26 protein-coding genes are annotated in these 24,434 nt (G+C 28.7%); 7 read left to right on the top strand and 19 right to left on the bottom strand.

Translation table 11 applies throughout. The annotated features are described in order from the left end of the window. Positions 1–105: 105 nt before the first annotated feature. The 5 genes from MHL31_RS00660 to MHL31_RS00640 form a co-directional block, all read right to left on the bottom strand. A complete protein-coding gene (locus tag MHL31_RS00660; RefSeq protein ID WP_240227165.1) occupies positions 106–867 on the bottom strand; it encodes a LytTR family DNA-binding domain-containing protein in 762 nt (253 codons plus the stop codon). Between the two features lie 92 nt (positions 868–959). Then, on the bottom strand, positions 960–1,274 hold the full coding sequence (locus MHL31_RS00655) for a 2TM domain-containing protein (protein WP_240227164.1): 315 nt from the start codon (positions 1,272–1,274) through the stop codon (positions 960–962). A 4-nt stretch (positions 1,275–1,278) separates the two neighbouring features. Further along, the gene (locus MHL31_RS00650; protein ID WP_240227163.1) at positions 1,279–1,572 is read right to left on the bottom strand and encodes a 2TM domain-containing protein; all 294 of its coding nucleotides are present in this window, start codon (positions 1,570–1,572) and stop codon (positions 1,279–1,281) included. A 111-nt stretch (positions 1,573–1,683) separates the two neighbouring features. Then, positions 1,684–3,027, bottom strand: a complete 1,344-nt coding sequence (locus MHL31_RS00645; RefSeq protein WP_240227162.1) for a 2TM domain-containing protein — start codon at positions 3,025–3,027, stop codon at positions 1,684–1,686. A 29-nt stretch (positions 3,028–3,056) separates the two neighbouring features. Further along, the gene (locus tag MHL31_RS00640; RefSeq protein WP_240227161.1) at positions 3,057–3,488 is read right to left on the bottom strand and encodes a DUF2141 domain-containing protein; all 432 of its coding nucleotides are present in this window, start codon (positions 3,486–3,488) and stop codon (positions 3,057–3,059) included. A 267-nt stretch (positions 3,489–3,755) separates the two neighbouring features. On the opposite strand from MHL31_RS00640, the gene MHL31_RS00635 reads away from it, so the two are divergent. From MHL31_RS00635 to lipA, 6 genes are all read left to right on the top strand, one after another. Further along, on the top strand, positions 3,756–5,864 hold the full coding sequence (locus MHL31_RS00635) for a translation factor GTPase family protein (RefSeq protein ID WP_240227160.1): 2,109 nt from the start codon (positions 3,756–3,758) through the stop codon (positions 5,862–5,864). A 428-nt stretch (positions 5,865–6,292) separates the two neighbouring features. Beyond that, a complete protein-coding gene (locus MHL31_RS00630; RefSeq protein ID WP_240227159.1) occupies positions 6,293–6,478 on the top strand; it encodes a membrane or secreted protein in 186 nt (61 codons plus the stop codon). 3 nt (positions 6,479–6,481) lie between these two features. Beyond that, complete coding sequence (locus tag MHL31_RS00625; protein ID WP_240227158.1) at positions 6,482–7,594, top strand: glycosyltransferase; 1,113 nt, start codon at positions 6,482–6,484, stop codon at positions 7,592–7,594. After that, positions 7,588–8,145 carry an RNA polymerase sigma factor gene (locus MHL31_RS00620; protein ID WP_240227157.1) on the top strand — a complete coding sequence of 186 codons (558 nt, stop codon included), beginning with the start codon at positions 7,588–7,590 and terminating at the stop codon, positions 8,143–8,145. The genes MHL31_RS00625 and MHL31_RS00620 overlap by 7 nt, the downstream gene beginning before the upstream one ends. 3 nt (positions 8,146–8,148) lie before the next feature. Next, positions 8,149–9,378 carry an NRAMP family divalent metal transporter gene (locus MHL31_RS00615; protein ID WP_240227156.1) on the top strand — a complete coding sequence of 410 codons (1,230 nt, stop codon included), beginning with the start codon at positions 8,149–8,151 and terminating at the stop codon, positions 9,376–9,378. 34 nt (positions 9,379–9,412) lie between these two features. After that, entirely contained in the window at positions 9,413–10,288 is an 876-nt protein-coding gene (gene lipA / locus MHL31_RS00610; RefSeq protein WP_240227155.1) for a lipoyl synthase, read from the top strand. A gap of 181 nt (positions 10,289–10,469) precedes the next feature. Here the strand turns inward: lipA and MHL31_RS00605 are convergent, their stop codons facing one another. Further along, positions 10,470–11,192, bottom strand: a complete 723-nt coding sequence (locus MHL31_RS00605) for a hypothetical protein (protein ID WP_240227154.1) — start codon at positions 11,190–11,192, stop codon at positions 10,470–10,472. Positions 11,193–11,254: 62 nt separating this feature from the next. After that, positions 11,255–11,920: a uracil-DNA glycosylase gene (gene ung / locus MHL31_RS00600; protein WP_240227153.1), complete on the bottom strand. Its 666-nt coding sequence runs from the start codon at positions 11,918–11,920 to the stop codon at positions 11,255–11,257. A gap of 58 nt (positions 11,921–11,978) precedes the next feature. On the opposite strand from ung, the gene MHL31_RS00595 reads away from it, so the two are divergent. Continuing rightward, a complete protein-coding gene (locus MHL31_RS00595) occupies positions 11,979–14,189 on the top strand; it encodes a DNA mismatch repair protein MutS (protein ID WP_240227152.1) in 2,211 nt (736 codons plus the stop codon). A 108-nt stretch (positions 14,190–14,297) separates the two neighbouring features. Here the strand turns inward: MHL31_RS00595 and MHL31_RS00590 are convergent, their stop codons facing one another. The 12 genes from MHL31_RS00590 to MHL31_RS00535 form a co-directional block, all read right to left on the bottom strand. Continuing rightward, positions 14,298–15,476, bottom strand: coding sequence for a GlmU family protein (locus tag MHL31_RS00590; RefSeq protein WP_240227151.1), 1,179 nt, complete (start codon positions 15,474–15,476; stop codon positions 14,298–14,300). A 61-nt stretch (positions 15,477–15,537) separates the two neighbouring features. Beyond that, positions 15,538–15,912, bottom strand: coding sequence for a HEPN domain-containing protein (locus tag MHL31_RS00585; RefSeq protein ID WP_240227150.1), 375 nt, complete (start codon positions 15,910–15,912; stop codon positions 15,538–15,540). Positions 15,913–15,987: 75 nt separating this feature from the next. Then, positions 15,988–19,518 carry a pyruvate:ferredoxin (flavodoxin) oxidoreductase gene (gene nifJ, locus MHL31_RS00580; RefSeq protein ID WP_240227149.1) on the bottom strand — a complete coding sequence of 1,177 codons (3,531 nt, stop codon included), beginning with the start codon at positions 19,516–19,518 and terminating at the stop codon, positions 15,988–15,990. A gap of 388 nt (positions 19,519–19,906) precedes the next feature. Then, positions 19,907–20,263: a glyoxalase gene (locus MHL31_RS00575; RefSeq protein WP_240227148.1), complete on the bottom strand. Its 357-nt coding sequence runs from the start codon at positions 20,261–20,263 to the stop codon at positions 19,907–19,909. Positions 20,264–20,270: 7 nt separating this feature from the next. Next, positions 20,271–20,804: a CIA30 family protein gene (locus tag MHL31_RS00570; protein ID WP_240227147.1), complete on the bottom strand. Its 534-nt coding sequence runs from the start codon at positions 20,802–20,804 to the stop codon at positions 20,271–20,273. Positions 20,805–20,807: 3 nt separating this feature from the next. Then, the gene (locus tag MHL31_RS00565; protein WP_240227146.1) at positions 20,808–21,293 is read right to left on the bottom strand and encodes an SRPBCC family protein; all 486 of its coding nucleotides are present in this window, start codon (positions 21,291–21,293) and stop codon (positions 20,808–20,810) included. 4 nt (positions 21,294–21,297) lie between these two features. After that, entirely contained in the window at positions 21,298–21,759 is a 462-nt protein-coding gene (locus MHL31_RS00560) for a TspO/MBR family protein (RefSeq protein WP_240227145.1), read from the bottom strand. Next, positions 21,759–22,238, bottom strand: coding sequence for a glutathione peroxidase (locus MHL31_RS00555; protein WP_240228924.1), 480 nt, complete (start codon positions 22,236–22,238; stop codon positions 21,759–21,761). The genes MHL31_RS00560 and MHL31_RS00555 overlap by 1 nt, the downstream gene beginning before the upstream one ends. Before the next feature lie 98 nt (positions 22,239–22,336). Continuing rightward, positions 22,337–23,020 carry an SDR family NAD(P)-dependent oxidoreductase gene (locus MHL31_RS00550; protein ID WP_240227144.1) on the bottom strand — a complete coding sequence of 228 codons (684 nt, stop codon included), beginning with the start codon at positions 23,018–23,020 and terminating at the stop codon, positions 22,337–22,339. A 9-nt stretch (positions 23,021–23,029) separates the two neighbouring features. Continuing rightward, on the bottom strand, positions 23,030–23,251 hold the full coding sequence (locus MHL31_RS00545; RefSeq protein ID WP_240227143.1) for a hypothetical protein: 222 nt from the start codon (positions 23,249–23,251) through the stop codon (positions 23,030–23,032). Positions 23,252–23,254: 3 nt separating this feature from the next. Beyond that, a complete protein-coding gene (gene folE / locus MHL31_RS00540; RefSeq protein ID WP_240227142.1) occupies positions 23,255–23,956 on the bottom strand; it encodes a GTP cyclohydrolase I FolE in 702 nt (233 codons plus the stop codon). Next, positions 23,919–24,332 (bottom strand): 6-carboxytetrahydropterin synthase, encoded by a 414-nt coding sequence (locus tag MHL31_RS00535; protein ID WP_240227141.1) that lies wholly within the window; start codon positions 24,330–24,332, stop codon positions 23,919–23,921. Before MHL31_RS00535 ends, folE begins: the two co-directional genes overlap by 38 nt. Positions 24,333–24,434: the final 102 nt, after the last annotated feature.

The following is a 24,434-nucleotide window of genomic DNA, read 5'->3' as shown; positions in this document are numbered from 1 at the left end:
AATTTTATTTTTCTTCCTTTCCTAATCTGTTCTCGCAAAAAGGAGTGCAAATTTAGTAATTTTATTTTATTATAACAAAAAGAAAATGAAGCTTTTATATGATTTTTATCCAATCCACTCTTTAAAATCTTTTACACGCTCCCTACTTACAATTATTTCATCTTCTTTATAAGAATTTAGTATTAGTTTTAAACGACTATTGGTATAGGAAACAATATCTTTAATTGCATTTATATTAATAACGTATTTTCTATTTACTCTAAAAAAAGTATCTGGTTCTAATTTCCCTTCTAAAGTATCTAAAGTATCATCTATTAAATAGTTTCTATTATCTATGGTATGAATATTTGTTGCTTTATTTTCGCTATAAAAACATTCTATAGAGGCAGTAGAAATCATTTTTATATGTTGCCCAATTTTTACTGTAAAGCGTTTTTTATAATTAATAGTATTTTCTGAATTATTGGAAATAATATTTTTTAACTGATTTAAATCAAAAGTAACATTCTTTTCAGTGTTATACATATTTTTATATTTAGCTATTGCGTTTTCCAATTCATCAGAATCAATTGGTTTTAGCAGATAATCTACACTGTTTAATTTAAATGCTTTTAGCGCATATTCATCATAAGCTGTTGTAAAAATAATAGCACTTTTAATTTCAACTTCATCAAAAATTTCAAAAGATAAACCATCTGATAATTGAATATCTAAAAAAATTAAATCTGGATGCTCATTATTTAAAAACCAATTTACTGCTTCTTCTACAGAATGCAACATTGTTAGCGGTTGAATAGTAAGCTCATTTAACATTCTGCTTAGTCTTCGAGCAGCTGGTTTTTCATCTTCAATTATTATTACGTTCATTTTTTATTGGTTTTTAGTTGTTGATTTTAGTTATTAGCTTCTAACTTTCTACTTTAACCCTTTAAGGTTGTGAAACTTTAGAACTTCAAATCCTACTCCCAATACTGCTTTTTATCTTTATCCATTATTTCTTTAATCTTTTTTTCTTCCCAATTTTTACCTAAAATAAAATCCATTCCAAAAACTCCAAATGCGTGAAAAGCAATTCCAATTCCCCAGAAAAATAAGGTTCCGTAAGTACTCCAATCTAATAAAAGTCCAACGCCTTCACCTGAAATTAATCTAGCTAAAATTAAAAAGGCATTTACACCTAAATAAACTAACAGGTGAATATAGAATCCTTTTATTGCTTTTACTTTTTTTTGAGCTCTTATATATTTTTGATTTTCTAAATTATTATTATCCATTTTTTTATTTTTTATATGAATCTTTATTCATTAATTCTTTAATTTTTCTTTCTTCCCAGTTTTTCCCAAAAATTAAATGCTGTCCAAAAACTCCATACGCGTGAAAAACTAAACCAATTCCCCAACCTAATATTGGCCACCAAAACCATTGATATCCTGGTGATGTCATTAGGTTTACAAATATTAAGAAAGGAATTACCAAACAGTAGGATAATAAATTCCAATAAAACCCTTTAATATCGTCTACTTTCTTTTTTGCTCTTAAATATTTTTGTTCTTCTGTATACTCCGTTTTCATGGTCGAATGCTTTTTTTTATTTTTTTAACTATTAATAAGAGTGCTTTTATCAACACGCTTACTTACTATTTTGTTAAACATGTTTACTGAACTTGTTCTTAACACTTAATACTACTCCCAATATTGTTTTTTATCATCCTCCATAAATTCTTTAATTTTTCTCTCTTCCCAATTTTTACCTAGTAATTTATTAGGACCAAACGCTTTAAATCCTTGAACCGTCATACCAATTCCCCAACCAAGCATTGGAAACCAAAACCAGTGAAACTGTGGTATGTACGTTAAATTTATATAAATTAACATTGGTATAACAATGCAATAAGCTAATAAGCTGCTATAAAATCCTTTTATTTCTTCAACTTGTTCTACTGCTTTTAAATATTTACTTGCTTCTATATTTTCTGATGTTTTCATAATTTTAGTTCTTTGAGTTAGTAATGGTAATTTTACTGTAAATGTTTCTCCTGTTTTTTCAACAGATACTTTTTTTAGAGTTATTAAATTATACCTATCTATTATATTTCTAAGTCCTACTTTTGTTCCTTTTTCTAAAATAGCTTTAGGATTGTAATTATTTATTATTATTAGATATCCGTTTTCTTCTACTATTTTTACTTTTAATGGATTTTCTTCGGTAACTATGTTGTGTTTAATGGTGTTTTCTAATAATAATTGAAGCGACAGCGGGATGATTTTCAACTCAGGATTACTCGCTTTTTCTGGAATTTCAAATATTACAGCATCTTCAAAACGCATTTTCAACAATTCCATATAGGTTTTGGCAAATAATAATTCTTCATCTAAATCAATTAAATCCTTATTTTTTTGTTCTAAAACATAACGGTAAACCTTAGATAATTTTGTTGTAAACTTTTCTGCTAGTTTAGGGTTTTCACCAATTAATGATGTTAATACATTTAAACTATTAAATAAAAAATGTGGATCTATCTGACTTTTTAAAGACTCGTATTTTGCTGTTTCAGTTTTAGCTACTATTTGTTGTTCTGTTACTTTTTTCTCAGTTAATGCTTTGTAAAAATAGATAGCATGAAAAGTAAGACTTGCAAACAAGGTAACTACTAAACCAAAAACATAATAGTTTTTTGCATAGGGATCGTTTATAAAATGCTCTAGCGGTTCTCCTGAAATTAAAACAACAGTAACAAATCTTAAAAGCATTAAACCTAACATAGTTAATACTACAGAACCTATTGCACCAATAATTAAACGTTTTTTTAAATCACCTTCCCAAGAAAACTTATTTCCAATATAATTAAAAAAGTAACCATTAATAGTTGACAGTACAAAAGCATACATAAAATGAATCCCGAATATTTTAAATAATTCATTTATAGGTGAATTAAAATCACCCTTAAAAACTAAGCGCTCTATAACAAATAAGGCAATAGCAATTATTAATGAAATTTTAAATAAATATTTAAAGTCAGTCTTCATATTAATTATCATTTTTTAATAGTTGCAATTTAAAATTTAATTTCTAAAGTTACATCCTCCCCTTTTAATTCAAACATTGAACGCTCGAATTGTGGTGGCCCAAAACTTAAAGAATTATTAGAAGTTCCATAATTTTCTTTTGGCATACCATTATTCTGAAAATCTAACCTTTTATTATTATTTTCATCGTGATAACAAATAATAGCGTATGCTCCAACAGGCACATTTTTAAAAACTACAGTACTTACTCCGTTTTTTATAATTGATGATTCTGCCACCAAAGGTTCTTGTCTAAAATTTTCTTCATTAAAAAGTGCAAAGTTTACAGTTCCTTCATCAGTTAATGCATTCACCACAGAGACTGTAATGTTATTTTGTTCGTTTAAATTAGCATTTTCACTGGTTTGTGAAAAAATTAATGTCGAAAATAATAATGTTGTTATTAGAATTAAATGTTGCATAATAAATTGTTTTAAAGTTTATATTAATTGTTTTGACACTTCAAAAGTGGGCATTATTACACCAATTAAAAATAGAAACATTCTGAATTGTAATTTTTTAATGATGAATTGTAATTTTTAATAGTTTATTGTTTTTATAAGTTATAAAATTCAATTTTCAAGCTTTAGGTTCCTTACTTTTAAGACTTTCCAAAAACTAACATTCGTCATCTTTTAAACTAAAAAACTTTGTAACTTTATATAACTTTTACAAAAACCATTAGTATTATGAAAATATATGATGATAAACACATTAAAAATGTTGCTTTTGTAGGCGCAAATAAAAGTGGTAAAACTACATTAGCAGAGACAATGCTCTTTGAAGCTGGATTAGTCAACCGTCGTGGTAGTGTAGAAAACAAAAACACAGTTTCAGACTATCACGAAATTGAGCAAGACAGAGAAACTTCCATATTTGCCACACCTCTCCACACCGAATGGCGTAATTACAAAATAAACATAATAGACACTCCCGGATTAGACGATTTTATTGGTGAAATTGCCTCTACTATGCGCGTTGCAGACTCTGTAGTTACAGTAGTAAATGCACAACAAGGAGTTGAAGTTGGTACAGAAATTATCTGGAATTATGTAGATCGTTTTTCACTTCCAACAGTATTTGTTATCAACCAAATTGATAGTCCTAATGCAGATTTCGACGAAAGTTATAAAAGTATAGTTGATTTAATTGGAAATAATGCTGTAAAAATACAGTATCCTTTAATTGTAGATGGTGCACAATGTATAATTGATGTACTTAAAATGAAAATGTACAAATTTGGACCTGAAGGTGGAAAACCTGAAAAGTTTGAAATACCTGAAGATCAAATAGAACTTGCCAAAGAATTACAAAATGAATTAGTAGAAAAAGCTGCTGAAAACGACGAAGCATTAATGGAACTTTACTTTGATAAAGGAACATTAAACGAAGATGAAATGCGTGAAGGGATTAAAAAAGGAATGTTAAATCACGAATTATTCCCTGTTTTCTGTGTATCAGCTTTAAATGACATGGGAACAGGTAGGTTAATGGGCTTTATAGATAATGTTGCACCTTCTGCTGCTGATTTAAAACCAGAACAAACTGTTGAAGGAGAAACTATTGAATACAACCCAGAAGCACAAACTTCATTATTCATTTTTAAAACACTTTTTGAAACCAACCTAGGTCAAATTAGTTTCTTTAAAGTAAAATCTGGAGAAATTAGACAAAACGACAAATTAGAAAACTCTAGAAATGAGGAAATTGAAACTTTAAACCAATTATATATCATAAATGGTAAAAACCGTATACCAGTTGATAAACTTAGTGCTGGAGATATTGGAGCAACATTAAAACTTAAATACACCGAAACAAATGATACTTTAAGAGAAAAAGGCTCAAATATTACTATTAAACCAATTAATTTTCCTGAACCAAGAGTTACAAAAGCTATAAGTGCGCTTGATAAAAATGATGAAGAAAAATTAAATGAAGCTCTTAAAAAAATTCATAGTCAAGACCCAACTGTTACAATTCATTATTCAAAAGAATTAAAACAACAGATTTTATCTTGTCAAGGAGAATTACATTTAGCAACTATAGACTGGACTTTACAAAAAGTTTACGGAATAAAAGCTGTATTTGATCAACCAAAAATAGCATATAGAGAAACTATTCAACGTTCAGCAACCACTAGTTATAAACATAAAAAACAGTCTGGTGGTTCCGGTCAGTTTGGAGAAGTACACTTAAAAATAGAGCCTTGGTATGAAGGCATGCCTGAGCCAGAAGGATTTAATATTAGAGGTAAAGAAGAAATTGACCTAGAATGGGGTGGAAAATTAGTATTCTATAATTGTATAGTTGGAGGTGTAATTGACACTCGATACTTACCTTCAGTGCTAAAAGGATGCTTAGAAGTTATGGAAGAAGGTCCATTAACAGGTTCTTATGCACGAGATATTAGAGTTATGGTATTTGATGGTAAAATGCACCCTGTAGATTCTAATGATATTTCATTTAAAATTGCTGCTTCGCACGCATTTAAAGCTGCCTTTTTGAATGCCAAACCTAAACTTTTAGAACCAATCCAAGAACTAACAGTTAAAGTACCCGAAGAACTTATGGGAAGTGTTATGACAGACCTACAGTCTAGAAGAGCAATAATTTTAGGAATGGATAGTGAAGGAAAATACCAATCTATTAAGGCAAAAACTCCTTTAGCTGAAATGTATAGGTATTCTACAACGTTACGTTCTATAACTCAAGGTAGAGGAAGTTTTAGTACTAAATTTGCTAATTTTGAATTAGTACCAAACAACGTACAAGAAAGCTTAATAAAAAAAGAATCTTAAAAAAAAGATCTGTAAAGACTCTAAAAAGACTCGTTATTTTTAATAACGAGTCTTTAAGTTAATAGTAAGTTTGATTAATATTTTATTAATTCAATCTAATCTAATTATACAATTTGCTTTATAGGTCCAATCTAAAAAACAAACAAACATAAATATTAATCAATGCCAATTTAATACTTTTTTTCATAAAAAAATGAAAAATTTTTAATATTTTACGTTTTTATTAAACAATATATGCTATTTTACCCCTAAAACATACATATAATTAAATATAGAATTGATTTTTCATTTATCTATAATTTATTCTAGAATTCTTTATCTTTGCATTTCATATCACACATACTGAAACTTGTTAAATTATCACAGTTTTTTTTATTTAAAAATTTAACAAATTTCATGAAATTTTAAAAACAATAAATTCTAAATAAATGAAATTATTATTTATTACACTTGCTTTATTAGGGTTAGCAGTTGCAGGTATTGCAATTAAAATATGGGCAAAAAAAGATGGAAAATTTGCCGGAACATGCGCTAGTCAAAATCCACATCTAAATAAAACTGGAGAACCTTGTGGGTTTTGTGGTAAAACAGCTGATCAGTGTGAAAATAGATAATTTATGCTCGAATTCCTCTTTATTACTTTTATAGTAATTTTTTGTATTCAGTGTATCTATTTTCTCATAATTTTTGGAAATTTCTCTTTTTCTAAAACACCAACCAACAATGCCGCTTTTAACAAAGCTGTATCTGTAATTATTTGTGCAAAAAATGAAGCTAACAACCTCAAAAAGAATATTCCACACTTTTTAGAGCAAGAGTATAGTAATTTTGAAATTGTACTAATAAACAACGCCTCGAGAGATACTACACTCGAAGTAATGGAAGAATTTAAAAAAAAACACCCTTCAAAAATTAAAATTGTTGATGTAGTTCCAAATGAACAATTTTGGGGGAGTAAAAAATACGCCTTAACACTAGGTATTAAAGCTGCTTCTAACGAATATCTACTATTTTCTAATGCAGACTGCAAACCTGTTTCCAAAAATTGGATTCAAGAAATTTCCAATAATTTTTCATCTAAAAAACAACTAGTTTTAGCTTATGCTCCTATTGGTAAAGTAGAAAACTCTTTTTTAAACAAATTCATCCGTTTTGAAACCCTTTTTACTGCTGTTAAATATTTTTCATTTACAAAAATAGGTATTCCTTTTATGGGTGTTGGCCGCAACTTAGCTTATACCAAAACTGCTTTTTTTAAAGCAAATGGCTTTGTTAGTCATATGCACCGAATTAAACCTGGAGAAGATAACTTATTTGTAAATCAGGTTGCTACAAAAACAAATACTACTTATACTATTTCACAAAAAAGTTTTACAGAAGCAACACCTAAAACTACATTCAAGAACTGGATTTTACAAAAAAGACTTCATTTTACAACAATAACATATTACAAAAAACTTCATAAATTTTTATTGAACTTATTTTTTAGCTCACAAATACTTTTCTGGATATTTAGCATAATTTTATTAAGCTCTCAATTTAAACTAATTAGCGTAATTATTATTATACTATTAAGACAATTAATAGTACATATAACTATTGGTTATGCCGCAAAAAAATTAAATGAAAAAGATTTAATATTATTGCTTCCTTTTTATGAAATATTTTTAATTTTAATTCAAATGTTTATCTTTATAAAAAATCGCATTTCAAAACCTACACATTGGTAAATAAAAATAATGATATTACTGAATTAATTGAAAAAGCACGTAAAAAAGACCAAAAAGCTTTTAACACTTTACTAAACACTTATTGGAGTGATGTTTTTCGATTTCAATTATCAAAATCAGATAATGAAGATGAAGCTGAAGATATTACTATAAAAACATTTTCAAAAGCTTTTGATAAAATCCACCTATTTAATGAACGCTATAGTTTTAAAACTTGGCTAATTTCTATTTCTAAAAATATTTTTTTAGACCATTTACGCAAACAAAGAACCACAACAATTTCTTTAAATAAAAAAGAAGCCGAAGCTTATAAAATTTTTGATGAAACTCCTTCCGCAGAAGATCAATTAATAAATGAGCAAAACCTAGCGCAATTGTTAAACTACTTAAAACAATTAAAACCTCATTACCAAGAAATAATAAATCTTCGTTATTTTAGAGAAATGAGTTATAAAGAAATGGCTGACCAACTTAATGAGCCAATGAGTAATATAAAAGTTAAACTATTAAGAGCAAAAAAACTATTAGCTGAGATTATTGAAAAATCGTAAAAAATGTTTTCAAGTATAAATAATTGGTTTAAAAAATTAGGACCTGGATTACTTTTTGCGGGAGCTGCAATTGGAGTTTCACATCTAGTACAATCTACAAGAGCTGGAGCAGACTTTGGTTTTGGCTTAATTTGGGCGCTGGTATTAATTCATATTGTAAAATACCCTTTTTTTCAATTTGGACCAAGATATGCAACCGCTACTGGTGAGAGCTTACTTGAAGGCTATAAGAAATTAGGAAAAAGCGTATTAGCGGCTTATTTTATTATAAACTTAGCTACAATTTTTACCATACAAGCTGCCGTTACCATTGTAACAGCGGGTTTGGCGGCTAATTTATTTGGTATTACCACAAACCCTGTTATTTGGAGTATTGTTATCACTTTAATTTGTTTTTTACTAATAATTATAGGTAAATATAAATTATTGGATAACTTAATGAAAATCATAATTATAACACTTACAATAAGTACCATAATTGCTGTAACCATAGCTAGTTTAAAAACCAATACCACTACAAATTTCACTCAAATTTTACCTGAAGGAAGTATCGAAATCGGTTTTTTAATTGCATTTTTAGGCTGGATGCCAGCTCCCCTAGATGTATCTATTTGGCAATCGCTTTGGGCAATTGAAAAACAAAAAGATAAGTCCGCTAAATTTAACACTAAACAAGCAATTTTCGATTTTAATATTGGATTTGTTGGTACATTATTTTTAGGAATTTGCTTTGTTTCACTTGGGGCTTTAATCATGTATAATTCAGGAGAAACTTTTAGCAATAATTCGGTACAATTTTCTCAACAACTTATAAATCTTTACACCAAAAATCTAGGCTCTGAAATGTATATTTTTATTACAGCTGCAGCTTTTACAACAATGTTTAGTACTACACTAACAACCTTAGATGCATCTCCAAGAGCAATGACAAAAACGTTTGACTTGCTTACCAGCAAATCTCACAAAAATATGTATTGGTTCTGGATTAGTTTCTTAGCTATTGGTACAATTGCAATTTTACTATTTTTTATGTCTGAAATGGGCATGCTAATTAAAATCGCCACCATACTTTCATTTTTAACAGCTCCATTTTTTGCAATTATTAATTACCTTCTGGTTTCTGGTAAAAATATGCCTAAAGAATGGAGGCCTTCTATACAATTAAAAATTTTAAGCTGGTTTGGAATTATTTTTTTAATCGCTTTCAGCATTTGGTATTTATTTAGTTTATAAATTCTTTGTATTATTGTACTCAATTTCGACTAAAATGAGTGAAGAAACAACCACAACAACAGCTGAAAAAGTACAAAAACCAAAATGGTTACGTGTAAAATTACCTGTTGGAAAAAAATATACAGAACTAAGAAACGTAGTTGACAAATACAAATTAAACACTATTTGTACTAGTGGAAGCTGCCCTAATATGGGCGAATGCTGGACTGAAGGCACGGCTACTTTTATGATTTTAGGAAACATCTGTACACGTTCATGCGGATTTTGCGGTGTTAAAACCGGAAGACCTGAAACTGTAGATTGGGAAGAACCAGAAAAAGTGGCTCGCTCAATTAAATTAATGAACATTAAACATGCTGTTATCACATCTGTAGACAGAGATGATATTAAAGATGGAGGTTCTATTATATGGGCTGAAACAGTAAACGCCATTAGAAGAGCAAACCCAAACACAACTTTAGAAACTTTAATTCCAGATTTTCAAGGAAATACCACTAATATTGATAGAATTTTAGCTGTTGCTCCAGAAGTAATTTCTCATAATTTAGAAACAGTAAGACGCTTAACTAGAGAAGTAAGAATTCAAGCTAAATACGACCGAAGCTTAGAAGTATTAAAATATATGAAAGATCAAGGGCAGCGTAGAACTAAATCTGGTATTATGCTTGGCTTAGGTGAAACTGAGGCTGAAGTTATTGAAACTATGCAAGATTTAGCAAATGCTAAGGTTGATATTTTAACTATTGGTCAATACCTTCAACCAACTAAAAAACACTTACCTGTTAAAGAATTTATAACTCCAGAACAATTTGATAAATACAAACAAATTGGACTAAAACTAGGTTTTAGACATGTAGAAAGTAGCGCATTAGTGAGATCATCTTATAAAGCTCAAAAACATTTAGAGTAAAATATCATACACTAAATTGCATTTAACTTATAATTAACATCAATTTATTACACATGGCATAAATATTGCAATTACAATAATAGAAGCAAAGAAGTTGTTAGCTTTGTTTTTATTACATAAATTGAGTTAGTTAAAATAAAAAAAGTGCCAAATGGCACTTTTTTTTATTTTACAATTATAATTATTTTAATAAGCTACCTTCTTCCAATATGATATCATAGACGTAACCATAGCCAAAATCTTTATCTAAAATTACTTTACCACTAAAAGTAACAACATCTCCAACTTTAACAATTTCTTGAGTAGTAATAGTAATACTTTCTACATTTACATACTGAGTTCCATCTACAATATGCACCCAATTTTTTTCCATAATTCCATTATTCACTTTTACTACCTTCCCTCGTAAGATCACCTCTTTACCAGAAAATGCTTCTTTTTCAGAAAGCAATTCCTCAATGGTAATTCCATTTTTAGCCTTTTCAATATCAATAGCAATATCAACCGTGTTTTCTGTAGCTGTATGCTCATGAGTATTATTATTTGGCACCTTATTTAATAATTCTTCCGAAGTTCTAATTCCTTCAACAAAAATAATTTCATCAAAAACCTTATTTAAGCTCTTGCTTTTAAAGTCTTTCATTACCATTCCACCATTGTAATAGTAAGTATCTCCTATTTTTACCTCTCTATTTGGAATTGCCATCCAATAACTTTTACTATTTTCAGAAACATTTAAGTACGCGTAAGTTCCACCGCTAATATATTCATCAATTACAATTTTATGAACCATAGTTTTTGGAGCAGTTTGTTGTCTATTTATTTTAGAATAATTACTTTTTTCTTTGCAAGACATCATTAGTGAAACACTAATAAAAAACATTATATATTTTATTTTATTCATTTTTTATAAATTTAATTCTTATTAAAATTAATCAATATTACATTTAACACATATGACATAAATCACCAATTAATTGTTGGTAAATTATTGTTTTTTAAATACTTATTCGTCTCACTAAAATGTTTATTTCCAAACCAGTACCCTCTATTTGCACTTAAAGGAGATGGATGCCCCGATGTTAAAACACAATGTTTTGTAGCATCTATTTTTAAACCTTTCTTTTTAGCATAACCTCCCCAAAGTAAAAAAACAACATGCTCTTGTTCTTTAGAAATTCTAGCAATTACAGCATCAGTAAATTTTTCCCAACCTTTTTTTTGATGAGAACCTGCCTTATGAGCTTGTACAGATAAAGTAGCATTTAGCATTAATACACCTTGTTTTGCCCAGTGATCCAAATTTCCACTTTTAGGATATGGAATACCTAAATCTGTTTCAATTTCTTTAAAAATATTTACAAGAGAAGGCGGATGTTTAACTCCTTCATTAACCGAAAAACAAAGACCATGTGCTTGCCCAACATCATGATAAGGATCTTGACCTATAATTACCACTTTTAAATCTTCTAAAGCACATAAATTAAAAGCCTCAAATAATTTATTTTTAGGAGGAAAACATAAATTCGCCTCATATTCCTGCTCAACAAAGACAGAAAGTTCTTTAAAGTATGGCTTTTCAAACTCTAATGACAATATTTCTCTCCAACTATCAGCTATTTCAATTTTCATTACATCTATTCACGTTAAATTTATACTTTTGTAAATTGTGTCAAAAATAGCACTTTTTATGAGTAACATTTCAGAAAAAACATTAATAGATTTAGAATTTTTTACTATTTTAAAAACAGTAAGTGAAAACTGTATTTCTGAATTAGGAAAAGAAAGCACTTTAAAAATTAAACCTTTTAACTCAAAAGAAAAACTAATTTCAGAATTAAATTTAGTAAACGAATACCTTTCTTCTTATCAAAACGATAATAGATTACCAAATCATTATTTTGATGATATTCAAAAAGAAATTCATTTATTAAATATTGAAAACAGTTATTTAGAACCCGCTTCATTTCTAAAAGTAGCCAACAATGTTACAACCATATTTGAATTAATAAAATTTTTAAAGAAATTTAAAGTAATTTACCCAGCTCTTTATGTTTTTTCAGAAGAAATTGAGTATCAAAAACTTATTACAGAAAGTATTAATACCATAATAACTCCTTTTGCTGAAGTAAACGAAAATGCATCACAACTTTTAAAACAAATTAGATCTGAAATAAACTCTGTACGTTCTAAAATTGGATCTAGTTTTACCAAAGCTTTAAATCAATATAGCAGCGCTGGTTATTTAGATGACATTAGAGAATCTGTAATTGACAACCAACGTGTTTTAGCGGTACAAGCTATGCATAGAAGAAAGGTAAAAGGAAGCCTTTTAGGAAGTTCTAAAACAGGAAGTATTGTTTATATTGCACCAGAAGCAACCTTACAATTTAGTAGAGAATTACAAAACTTAGCATACGAAGAACACCAAGAGATTGTTCGTATTTTAAAAGAGTTAACCGATAAAATTAGAATCTTTATTCCAGATTTAATTAACTATCAAAAGTTTTTAATTAAACTTGATGTAATTGGAGCCAAAGCCAAATATGCTAAAAAAATTGAAGCCTGCCTACCTAAAATTACAAACGAAAAAAAAGTGTTTTTACGAGATGCCTACCACCCTATTTTATTATTAAAAAATAAAGAAAAACACTTAAAAACAGTTCCACAAACTTTAGAATTAAATAGCAAACAACAAATAATTGTTATTTCTGGACCAAATGCAGGTGGAAAAAGTATAACACTAAAAACTATTGGTTTACTACAAGTTATGCTGCAAAGTGGTATTTTAATTCCCGTACACGAACGTTCTTCTACTTATTTTTTCAATAAAATACTTACCGATATTGGAGATAATCAGTCTATAGAAAACCAACTAAGCACCTACAGTTACCGCTTAAAAAATATGCGTAACTTTTTAAGAAGATGCAACGATAGCACCTTATTTTTAATTGATGAATTTGGTACAGGAAGTGACCCTGAATTAGGAGGTGCATTAGCAGAAATATTTTTAGAAGAGTTTTACAATAAAAATGCCTACGGAATTATTACAACACATTATTCTAATTTAAAAGTATTAGCTAATGAACTAGAAAATGTATCTAATGCAAACATGCAATTTAATGAAAAAACTTTAGAACCACTCTTTAAACTATTTATTGGACAAGCTGGTAGTTCTTTTACTTTTGAAGTAGCACAAAAAAACGGAATACCTTTTAGTTTAATTAATAAAGCTAAAAAACGAGTTGAAGGAGAAAAGGTACGATTAGACAAAACAATTTCTAAACTTCAAAAAGAACGTAACATTCTTCAAAAAACTTCTGAAAGCTTAGAAAAAGAAAAAAATATAGCTGCTAAAAAAACTGATTCTTTAATTGAAAAACAAGAGAAAATTCAAGAAAAACTAGAAAGTTTTCAAACATTATATGATAGCAATCAAAAAATGTTAGCTTACGGAAGAAAAATTAATGAACTCTTAAACAAATATTTACAAACCAACAATAAAAAAGAATTAAACGTAGCATTTAATAATTGGGTAACTTCTGAAAAAACAAAACACCTTAAAAAAAATCCACCAAAACCAAAAACAAAAGCTCAAAAAAGAAAAGTTAAGGTTAAACAAAAAACTGAAGAAAAAAAATTAATTACAACTGAAAAAGAAGTATTAGTTGAAGTTATAAAAGTAAGAGAACAAAAGAAAACTGAAGCTAAAAAAATTGCAAAACAAAAAGCAGATTACACTTTTAAAGTTAACGATAAAGTGCGCATATTAGATAGTAATTCTTGTGGAACTATTGAAAAAATTGAAAAAAATAATGCCTTTATTAATTACGGTATGTTTACTACCAAAACAACTATTAATAAATTAGAATTAGTTGAAGCTGCTAAGAATAAAAAATAAACTTAGCACTATAAAATAAAAGACATATACGTAAATATTAAACATATTACAATAGTATAAAAACTTGCACTTAAAAGTAGTACTTTTAAATATAAAATAATCTATAATTTATTTAAAATTTCGGTATTTTGAAGTTTCTTCAAAAACGTGAATTAAAATTTTCTTTTCTTGTTCATCAAATTCCAGACCTTTCCTCTCAAATACTAAAGTTGCTGTTTCTATAGCTTTAGACACCTGATATACAGAAAACCCAGAAGCTCCACCCCAACTAAAAGATGGCGTAAAATTTCTTGGAAAATTAGCTCCATAAATATTAGCGCTAACACCTACAACAGTACCTGTATTAAACATTGTATTTATAGCACATTTAGAATGATCTCCCATCATTAAACCACAAAATTGAAGCCCAGTTTTAGCAAAACCTTCAGTTTCATAACTCCACAATCTTACTTCGGCATAATTATTTTTAAGATTAGAATTATTTGAATCTGCACCCATATTACACCATTCACCAAGTACAGAGTTTCCTAAATAGCCTTCATGACCTTTATTAGAATACCCCATTAAAATACTGTTTTTAATTTCACCTCCAACAGTACAATTTGGCCCAACGGTAGTTGCTCCATATATTTTAGTCCCCATTTTAACAACACTATCATCTCCTAAACTAAAAGGACCTCTAATAGCACAATTTTCCATTAGCAAAGAATCTTTACCAATATAAATTGGACCTGTACTTGCATTTAATGTTGAAAATAAAATTTCAGCACCTTCTTCAATAAAAATATCTTCTTTATTACAATAATTAACTCCTTCTGGTATTGGTTGCGACTCTCTTCCTTCTGTAATTAAATCAAAATCTAACCTAATTGCAGCATCGTTTAAAGAAAATAAATCCCACGTATTGGCAATTTGTATAAGCTCATCATCAAAATCTATTTGTTCATAGGTTTCAAAATTTACTTCATCTTGATTATCGGTAGTAAAAAAGGCAATTATTTCATTATCTTTATAAACTACCTGATTTTCTTTTAAGTTTTTTATTATTTCAATTAATGAATTTGTTGGCAAAAATGACGCATTAATCATAACATTTTCAGCCATCTCTACCATTGGATATTTTTCTTCTAAATATTCTTCGGTTAAAGTGGTTGTAGTAAAACCCAAATGCTTTTCCCATTTTTGACGAATAGTTAGTATCCCAATACGTAAATCTGCAACAGGTTTTGTGTATGTAAAAGGTAGTAATGCATTACGCACAGAACCGTCGTATAAAATATAATTCATTTTTCAAAATAATTTCGACAAATGTACTATAAGTTTTTTTTTTGCCAAAAAAAATATGCTTTTATAAAGCGTCTATTTTACGCAAATAAGTATCGATACTATCAGCAGTATCAAAACAAGCGCTAACAGAATTAATTTCTGAGCAATATCTAGAATCTATAGCATGGTCTTTACAGCCAATTGCATTGATATCTATATTTTTAAAGTTTTCATCTACACTCACACATTTATTGTACAAGCTTGAAATAGTTTCATTAGATGTTACTTCTACTTCATTTTTAATTAAATAACCTCTCAAATAATTTTCAATTGCAAATTGAGCGTTCTTACATATTGAATAAGTAACAATATCTTCAGCAGGCTTAAACATTTCATTTTTAGCTAATTGTAAATTTTTTGTAGCTTCTTTAAAAAAGGCTTTTGATCTTGATTTCATATTATTTATGTTTAAAAGGTTTATAAAAAAAGTGCCAAGTATTCTTAATACCCGGCACTTTCAACTTAGTTTGGTTTATAAATTTTTATATAATTCTAATCGTTCCCATTGGATATCTACTTGTTCTTGAGCTCTATCTAATAAGTCTTTTGCAATCTCTTTATTTTCTTTTACTACTCGAGTAAAACGTGTTTCAGAGTACATAAATTCTTCTAATGGAGCTGAAGGAGCTTTAGAATCTAATCTAAATTTCTTTCCTTTTGCTTCTAAAGGATTAAATCTAAATAATGGCCAATATCCTGTTTCTACAGCTTTTTCTTGATGTGCTGCACCATCTTTTAAATCGTAACCATGTTCACCACAATGTGAATAAGCTATAATTATTGATGGACCTGGATATGCTTCTGCTTCTTTAATAGCTTTTAGAGTTTGATTATCTTTTGCTCCAATTGCAATTTGAGCAACATAAACATTACCATAAGAAACTGCTTGTAAGGCTAAACTTTTTTTATTGCTTTGTTTACCTTTCATTGCAAATTTAGCACTTGCTCCTAAAGGTGTTGCTTTAGATGCTTGCCCTCCAGTATTAGAATACACTTCTGTATCCATTACTAAAATATTAATATTTTCTCCTGAAGCTAATGCATGGTCAACTCCACCATATCCAATATCATAAGCCCAACCATCACCTCCAAATATCCAAACGGCTTTTTTACGTAAGTATTCTGAAAGGTTTCTTAGTTTTTTAGCTTCATAGGTATCTATTGTATCTAAAATAGCATTTAATTCAGCAATATCATTAATTTTTTCTTCTTTTAATATTTCTGTATTTTCTGGATTGTCTATAATTTTATTTGTTAATACACTTCCAATTACATTTTCTAAAGATTTTAATAAACTAACAGCTATCTCTTCTTTTTTAGTTAAGGCTAATTTTATACCTAAACCAAATTCTGCATTATCTTCAAATAAAGAATTTGCCCAAGCTGGTCCTCTACCATCTTTATTTTTTGTGTATGGTGTTGTTGGTAAATTACCTCCATAAATTGAAGAACAACCTGTAGCATTTGCAACTACCATGCTATCTCCATACAATTGTGTAATTAACTTAATATATGGTGTTTCACCACAACCTGAACAAGCTCCTGAGAACTCAAATAATGGACGTAAGAATTGAGAACCTTTTACATTAGTAGTTACTAATTTAGTTCTATCATAGTCTGGTAGATCAATAAAGTAATCCCAATTTTCACCTTCTACTTTTTCAACTTCAGATTTCTTAGCTAAATTAATAGCAAAAACACCTTCAAGCTCTTTACTTTCTGCTGGACAAACCTGAACACAAAGGTCACATCCTGTACAATCTTCTGGAGAAACTTGTAAAACATAACTTTCTGTTTTACTATCAAACGGTCTTCCTTTTGCAGGAACATGTTTTAAACCTTCAGGAGCATTTTCTAATAAATCATTAGAAACTACTTTTGCTCTAATTGCAGCATGTGGACAAATTGCAACACATTTATTACATTGTGTACAAATATTTTCATTATCCCAAGTTGGAACAGCATCTGCAATACCACGTTTTTCATACTGTGTAGTACCTGTTGGGAACGTACCATCTGCAGTAAACGTACTTACTGGTAATGTATCTCCGTTACCTGCTAAAATAGTACCTAAAACTTCTTTTACAAAATTGTCTGCATTTTCAGTCATCATTGGCACTAAACCATCTTCATTTGTTGTATGGCAAGGATATTCTACTTTTTGTAAATTTTCTAAAGATTTATCTACAGCATTAAAGTTCATTTGAACAACTTTATCTCCTTTTTTAGAATACGATTTAACAATAGCTTCTTTAATTTTCTTAATAGCTTCATCTTTTGGAAGCACACCAGAAATAGCGAAGAAACAAGTTTGCAATACAGTATTAGTTCGTTTTCCTAAATTAGCTTCTGCAGCAACCTTTGTAGCATCAATAACATAGAACTCAACATTATTGTCAATTATTCTTTTTTGAACTGCACTTGGTAACTCTGCCCAAACTTTATATTTTGAATGTGGTGTATTTAGTAAGAAAGTACCTCCTTTTTTTATCTTTTTCAAGATATCATATTCATTCACAAAATTTGGTTGATGACAAGCAATAAAATTAGCAGTACTAATTAAGTATGAAGAATAAATAGGTTCTGGTCCAAAACGTAAATGGGAAACTGTTTGTGCTCCTGCTTTTTTAGAATCGTACACAAAATAACCTTGTACATGATTATCGGTTGTTTCACCAATAATTTTAATTGAATTTTTATTAGCACCTACAGTACCATCAGATCCTAAACCATAGAACATACAATTAAATGTAGATTTTTTAGTTTCAAATGTTGGTTTATATTCAATACTTGTATGTGTTACATCATCATTAATACCTACTGTAAAGTGATTTTTAGGAGCTTCTTTATCTAACTCATCAAAAATACCTTTAACCATTGCAGGATTAAACTCTTTAGAAGAAAGTCCATAACGACCTCCTACAATAGTTGGCATAGCTTCACCACCTTCAACATAAGCAGTAACTACATCTAAATATAAAGGTTCTCCTGTACTTCCAGGTTCTTTAGTTCTATCTAAAACAGCTACTTTTTTAACAGTTTTTGGCATTTGCTCAATAAAGTTTTCTACTGAGAATGGACGATATAAACGAACAAATAACGCTCCTACTTTTTCATCTTGCTCTACTAATGTATCAATAGTTTCTCTTACAGGTCCTTCTCCAGATCCCATAATAACTACAACTTTTTCAGCCTCAGGGTGTCCTATATAGTAGAATAAACTATATTTTCTTCCAGTATGCTCATAAAATTCATCCATTGTTTCTTGAACAATTCCAGGAACTTTTTCATAATAAGAATTTGCAGCTTCTCTAGCTTGGAAAAATACATCTGGATTTTGAGCTGTTCCTCTTACAACAGGATTTTCAGGTTCTAAAGCATTTTTTTTATGCTTCATAATCTCTTCCTCTGGCATCATTGCTTTTATAACATCTTCAGGAATAGCATCAATTTTTGAAATTTCATGTGAAGTTCTAAATCCATCAAAAATATTCATCATTGGAACTTTACTTTTCAAAGCTGCTACTTGTGATATTAAAGCAAAATCGTGTGCTTCTTGAACAGAACCACCAAATAACATGGAAAAACCTGTTTGACGAGCAGACATAACATCTGAATGATCACCAAAAATTGATAATGCATGTGTTGCAAGTGTTCTTGCTGCAACATGAATTACCGTTGGTAATAATTCCCCTGCCATTTTATACATATTAGGTAACATTAATAACAGCCCTTGTGATGCTGTAAATGTAGTAGTAAGTGCACCTCCTTGAAGAGAACCATGAACTGTCCCGGCAGCTCCTGCTTCACTTTGCATCTCAATTATTCTTGGAACATCTCCCCAAATATTTTTTTCTCCTTTTGCGCTAAACACATCTACATGCTCTCCCATTGGAGACGCTGGCGTAATTGGATAAATTGCACAAACTTCATTTGTTTTATGCGCAACTCTAGCCACAGCCTCATTTGCATCACAAATTAATTTCTTCGTTTCTGGTTTCATTTCTTCTATTTTATTTACGTAAAACAGCTTGTAGTATTTGCTTGAAGTTGCTACAAACCATATTTATTATTTAATTAAGTATTGTAAAATTAGAAGATTTAACCAAGAGTTATAATGATAAATATCAGTTAAAAAAAAGAGAAAGCTATTTATAATCGTTTTATTTAATGTTTATAAATAACTAACTTACAGCTGGTTTACCAATTTGGTTTACCATTTAGAAAGTAATATGTAACAAAATTAACAGTGCATTAACACAAAAAACACCCCTCGTTTAAAGACTAAATTGTATTAAATAGTAATTATGCAACACATCATGTAATTCAAAAAACATTGTGTTAATTATTAATCTAAAATTTTAATTTTTAATATAAAAAATGAACCTGTTTTAATAATAACTTAAAACACGCTGCTTAACAATGCTTAAAATTCTTTTGTTAATCTGTTTTTGATGCTCTATATAAAAATTAAATTCTTCAATAGAAAAATGACCGATTACCATCCCTTTTATTTCATTTTTTAATTGATTATCATTCAAAAATGCAGATGTAATAAATTTATCTTTATCGATAGTAGTTGCAGTAGCTATATTAAACCTTTTTAAAAGAATATAATTTTTTAAATAGCCTTGTAATAAATCGTTTAACGATTTAATTATCGGTCGCAATGTTAAATTCTGAAATTTTTCTAGCGCTTTTGTGGTATCTAAAATAATTGCACTTGGTATAAACGGTCTTTTATTCATATAAAAATTATTCTAAAACAATAGAGTTTATTACAAGTTCAAAATTTTCAGACAATTTATTTCCTATTAAAAAACCAATTTCTTCGAGCTCATTTCCTGAAAAATTTGGCATATCTAGATTTCTACCCCTAAAAGCAGGTTGAAAATCTGTTAAGTTTAGCTCAATAGTTTGCCACTCTCCATTGGTTTTAAAATTATAAATATATGCATATTGATGAAATCTAGATGGTTTTATTCTAAATTGATACATTTTACCATCGCCCTTTAAACGAAGTTTAATATTATTGAATTGAGATATATCTAACTTTTGAAAACGATGTCTTAGCAAAGAAAATCCGCCATTATTTTCTAAAGATATGCTTCCTTTAAATAGTGCATTTCCTGCTGCATTAATACTAATTGTACTAGTAGACTGTCCGCCCATAACTACATCGGTTACAGTAACCCAGTCATATAACATGGTGTTTTTTGTAAAATTAACTATCGTGTAATTTGAATCTAGCATTAAAGTCATAAGAATAACATATTTAAAAGTTAGCATTTACTATGTTTTATAATGTCCAAAAAGTTCAATTAACTTTTTGGTTCTGTAATTAAAAATCTCTGTAAGTTTTGGCTTTACTAAAAATGGATGTACCAACCTGCCTAAAACTCCAAAAGGAACTTTGTAATCTATAATATCTTCCATTTCTACTCCTCCTTGAATTTCTTTAATAAAATGTTTGTGATGCCAAAGCGAATATGGTCCAAACCGCTGTTCATCAACAAAATACTGTTTATCTACAACGTGTGTTATTTCAGTTACCCAATTTGTTTTAATACCGAGTATTGGCGTTACTATATACTGTATAATTTGACCTGCAAACATTGGCTTATCTGCACCAGAAAGTATATCGAAACTCATATAATCTGGTGTAATTATTTTTAAATTTTTGGGACTTGATAAAAACTCCCAAGCTTCATCAACTGTAATTGGTAACTTTTGCTTTGAAGATAAACGATAAACAATTCCTTTTGATGAAAATTTCATTAAATTAATTTTTTAAATATGTATAAGCATTTAAACTGGTTGCAATCAATAACCATATAAAATAAGGTGCTATTAATAAGGATTTAAACTTCATATCAGCTAAAAAACTGAATAAATAATAACCAACCAATACCGTTAATAAAATTATTACTATTAAGGCAGCACCTATAGCGTGTTGGTTAAAAAATATAAAGTTCCAAGACACGTTTAACACAAATTGTAATATAAATAGTGTCCAAAATAAATTTGTTTCTTTTACATTCACTAAATACGATAAGTATATTGAAAAACAAATCATAATTGTAGTCCAAGCTACGCCAAAAGCCCATCCTGGAGGTGTCCAAGGCGCTTTATTTAAGGTTAAATACCAGCCAGACGAAGGACCATTATTCATCAACCAACTACCAATACCTAGTGCTGCAAAATTTATAATTAAAAATAATACTAACCACATTAGTTGTTTCATTATAGTTGCTTTGTAATTTTACTACTCATTGGTTTTGTTAGCGAATAATAGAAATCTATATAATTTCCGTTTTCATCAATCAAGTACTTTTGGAAATTCCATTTTACTGAAGAACTTTTTACACCATTTAATTCTTTTTTTGTTAACCAAGCATACAAAGGATGCTGATTATCTCCCTTAACATCAATTTTTTCTGTCATTAAAAAAGTAACTCCATAATTTTGGGTACAAAAAGTTTGAATTTCTGTTAAAGTTCCAGGCTCTTGCCCTCCAAATTGATTGCAAGGAAGTCCAATTACAACCAATTTATCTTTATAAGTTTGGTGTAATTTCTCTAGACCTTCGTATTGTCCCGTAAACCCACATTCCGATGCTGTGTTTACAAACAATATTTTTTTCCCTTTAAAATCTTTAAAGTTAATTTGTTCACCTGTAATGCTATTTATTGAAATGTCATACAAAGATGTTTGCGCACTCATAGTAATATTATTTAAATTTGTTTCGTTAATAAAAAATACTGATAGTATTATACTTGTAATTAAACTTATTATTTTCATTAGTTAATTTTAATTTATGATTAATTCTTAAATGTAGTAATTCCACAATCCATTTCAAAAATTTGTCCAGATATAGAAGCTGATTTTTCTGAAATTAAAAACCAAGCCATTTCAGCTACTTCTTCTGGAGTTAAATACTTTTTTAAAGGATGCCTCTCAATTATTTGTTCCTTTTGTCTATCATTTCTTAATAATTTAGCGGCCAATGTTGTATCTGTAACGGTTGGTGCAATTGCATTTATTCTAATTTTTGGAGCATATTCTGCTGCTAAAGATTTTACTAAACCTTCAATTGCAGATTTTACGCTCGCCACACTTGTATGAAATGGCATTCCTAATTTAGCAGCAACTGTACTAAACAATAAAATACTTGAATTTTTAGATTGTTTTAAATTTGGTAAATATTTTTGAATAGCTTTAACCGCACCAATAAAATTAATGTCAAAATCGTTTTTAAAATCTTCAAGTTTCAAACGCTCAAAAGGTTTTAAATTAATGCTTCCAGGACAATAAATTAAGGAATCTACTTCTTCAATATCTGGTAATTCGTCATTTAAAACATCACAAGAATAGTGTATTAAATTTTGATGTGTAAAATCCGGTTGAGATCTACTCAAATTTATTATTTTATAAGTTTCTAACAGCAATTTTATAATCGCCTTACCTATTCCTTTACTTCCACCAATTATAACAATAGTTTTCATACTTTAGCTTTAAACCGTAATGCGCAACTTTAAACGTTTTTCAATTTTTTTCTTAATAACCGTTAATCGTTTCATAATAGCCATTAACTCAGGATTCTTCGTTTTTTTATAAATCTCATTGATTCCTAAAATTAATCCTTTCACTTCTTTTGAGGCTATAATTCTATCGTTTGTAGTTTTTAATGAAAGTTTACGTTGTTCAAATTCCAATGCTTCTTTTACTAGCTCCATAGTTTATAATTTTAAATAATTTTGAAGTTCTACAATTTTTTCTGGCTGATTAAATACACCACCGTAATAACTTGTAATAGTAGCTGAAGAATCATCTTTTATACCTCTTGATGCAACACATAAATGCTTAGCATCTATAATAACTGCAACATCTTTAGTCTCTAAAATTTCTGAAAGCTCTAATGCAATTTGATTTGTTAAACGTTCTTGTACTTGTGGTCTATTGGCAAAATATTGCACAATTCTATTAATTTTAGAAAGTCCAATTACTTTTCCAGATGAAACATACGCTACGTGCACTTTTCCAAAAATTGGCACAAAATGATGCTCGCAATTAGAATAAAATTGGATATTCTTTTCAATCAACATTTGATTGTATTTATACTTGTTATCAAACAATGCTATTTTAGGTTTATTTTTCGGATTTAAACCTGAAAATATCTCATCAATATACATTTTTGCAACTCTTTTAGGGGTTCCCTTTAAAGAATCATCGGTTAAATCTAAGCCTATAACATTCATTATTTGCGAAAATAAATCAGCTATTTTTTCTTTTTTATCTTCATCAGAAATATCGAAAGCATTAGCTTTTAAAGGCGTTTCAATTCCTGTATATAAATGATCATCTCCTATTTCATCAAAAGTAAAACCGTTCAATTTTAATCCGTTAGTAGGGATATTCAACAAAGTTTCTTGGTGTTTCATATAATTTGATTTTTAGTTCGTAGTCTTCCTCAATATGAGGTCTTAATATATTATAGGTAACAATTACAATATTTTCAGCAGTTGGGTTTAATTTTTTAAATTCTGCTACATCTAAATTAAGATTCTTGTGATCAAATTTATCTAGAACATGTTCCTTAATTAAACTTGATAACTGTTTTGTATCTATTATATAACCTGTATCTTCATTAACCGTGCCAATCACCTTAACCTCTAATTCATAATTATGACCATGATAATTTGGATTATTACATTTACCGAACACATTTAAATTCTTTTCATCAGACCACTTTTTATTGTGTAATCTGTGAGCTGAATTAAAATGTTCTCTTCTTGATATTGCAACCTTAAAACCCATTTTGTTTATTTTATTTTAAACAAAGCTAAACATTTTATTTAAATATTTAACTATTAGCTATTTGTTTTATTTATAGAACTATAAACTTTTAACATAGAAGTA

Source organism: Lutibacter sp. A80 (genome assembly GCF_022429645.1).
Lineage (GTDB): Bacteria > Bacteroidota > Bacteroidia > Flavobacteriales > Flavobacteriaceae > Lutibacter.
Note: the sequence above shows the minus strand (reverse complement) of the source record. Positions and strands in the feature narration are given on the sequence as shown.

What these genes read in the sequence shown, in the direction of transcription:
- MHL31_RS00570 (WP_240227147.1), bottom strand. Translation starts at nt 20,804, where the DNA reads ATGCTAACTTTTAAATATGTTATTCTTATGACTTTAATGCTAGATTCA.
- MHL31_RS00630 (WP_240227159.1), top strand. Translation starts at nt 6,293, where the DNA reads ATGAAATTATTATTTATTACACTTGCTTTATTAGGGTTAGCAGTTGCA.
- MHL31_RS00625 (WP_240227158.1), top strand. Translation starts at nt 6,482, where the DNA reads ATGCTCGAATTCCTCTTTATTACTTTTATAGTAATTTTTTGTATTCAG.
- MHL31_RS00535 (WP_240227141.1), bottom strand. Translation starts at nt 24,332, where the DNA reads ATGGGTTTTAAGGTTGCAATATCAAGAAGAGAACATTTTAATTCAGCT.
- MHL31_RS00645 (WP_240227162.1), bottom strand. Translation starts at nt 3,027, where the DNA reads ATGAAGACTGACTTTAAATATTTATTTAAAATTTCATTAATAATTGCT.
- MHL31_RS00655 (WP_240227164.1), bottom strand. Translation starts at nt 1,274, where the DNA reads ATGGATAATAATAATTTAGAAAATCAAAAATATATAAGAGCTCAAAAA.
- MHL31_RS00590 (WP_240227151.1), bottom strand. Translation starts at nt 15,476, where the DNA reads ATGAATTATATTTTATACGACGGTTCTGTGCGTAATGCATTACTACCT.
- MHL31_RS00640 (WP_240227161.1), bottom strand. Translation starts at nt 3,488, where the DNA reads ATGCAACATTTAATTCTAATAACAACATTATTATTTTCGACATTAATT.
- ung (WP_240227153.1), bottom strand. Translation starts at nt 11,920, where the DNA reads ATGAAAATTGAAATAGCTGATAGTTGGAGAGAAATATTGTCATTAGAG.
- MHL31_RS00585 (WP_240227150.1), bottom strand. Translation starts at nt 15,912, where the DNA reads ATGAAATCAAGATCAAAAGCCTTTTTTAAAGAAGCTACAAAAAATTTA.
- lipA (WP_240227155.1), top strand. Translation starts at nt 9,413, where the DNA reads ATGAGTGAAGAAACAACCACAACAACAGCTGAAAAAGTACAAAAACCA.
- MHL31_RS00565 (WP_240227146.1), bottom strand. Translation starts at nt 21,293, where the DNA reads ATGAAATTTTCATCAAAAGGAATTGTTTATCGTTTATCTTCAAAGCAA.
- MHL31_RS00605 (WP_240227154.1), bottom strand. Translation starts at nt 11,192, where the DNA reads ATGAATAAAATAAAATATATAATGTTTTTTATTAGTGTTTCACTAATG.
- MHL31_RS00615 (WP_240227156.1), top strand. Translation starts at nt 8,149, where the DNA reads ATGTTTTCAAGTATAAATAATTGGTTTAAAAAATTAGGACCTGGATTA.
- MHL31_RS00650 (WP_240227163.1), bottom strand. Translation starts at nt 1,572, where the DNA reads ATGAAAACGGAGTATACAGAAGAACAAAAATATTTAAGAGCAAAAAAG.
- MHL31_RS00545 (WP_240227143.1), bottom strand. Translation starts at nt 23,251, where the DNA reads ATGGAGCTAGTAAAAGAAGCATTGGAATTTGAACAACGTAAACTTTCA.
- MHL31_RS00660 (WP_240227165.1), bottom strand. Translation starts at nt 867, where the DNA reads ATGAACGTAATAATAATTGAAGATGAAAAACCAGCTGCTCGAAGACTA.
- MHL31_RS00575 (WP_240227148.1), bottom strand. Translation starts at nt 20,263, where the DNA reads ATGAATAAAAGACCGTTTATACCAAGTGCAATTATTTTAGATACCACA.
- MHL31_RS00560 (WP_240227145.1), bottom strand. Translation starts at nt 21,759, where the DNA reads ATGAAACAACTAATGTGGTTAGTATTATTTTTAATTATAAATTTTGCA.
- nifJ (WP_240227149.1), bottom strand. Translation starts at nt 19,518, where the DNA reads ATGAAACCAGAAACGAAGAAATTAATTTGTGATGCAAATGAGGCTGTG.
- MHL31_RS00555 (WP_240228924.1), bottom strand. Translation starts at nt 22,238, where the DNA reads ATGAGTGCGCAAACATCTTTGTATGACATTTCAATAAATAGCATTACA.
- folE (WP_240227142.1), bottom strand. Translation starts at nt 23,956, where the DNA reads ATGAAACACCAAGAAACTTTGTTGAATATCCCTACTAACGGATTAAAA.
- MHL31_RS00595 (WP_240227152.1), top strand. Translation starts at nt 11,979, where the DNA reads ATGAGTAACATTTCAGAAAAAACATTAATAGATTTAGAATTTTTTACT.
- MHL31_RS00550 (WP_240227144.1), bottom strand. Translation starts at nt 23,020, where the DNA reads ATGAAAACTATTGTTATAATTGGTGGAAGTAAAGGAATAGGTAAGGCG.
- MHL31_RS00635 (WP_240227160.1), top strand. Translation starts at nt 3,756, where the DNA reads ATGAAAATATATGATGATAAACACATTAAAAATGTTGCTTTTGTAGGC.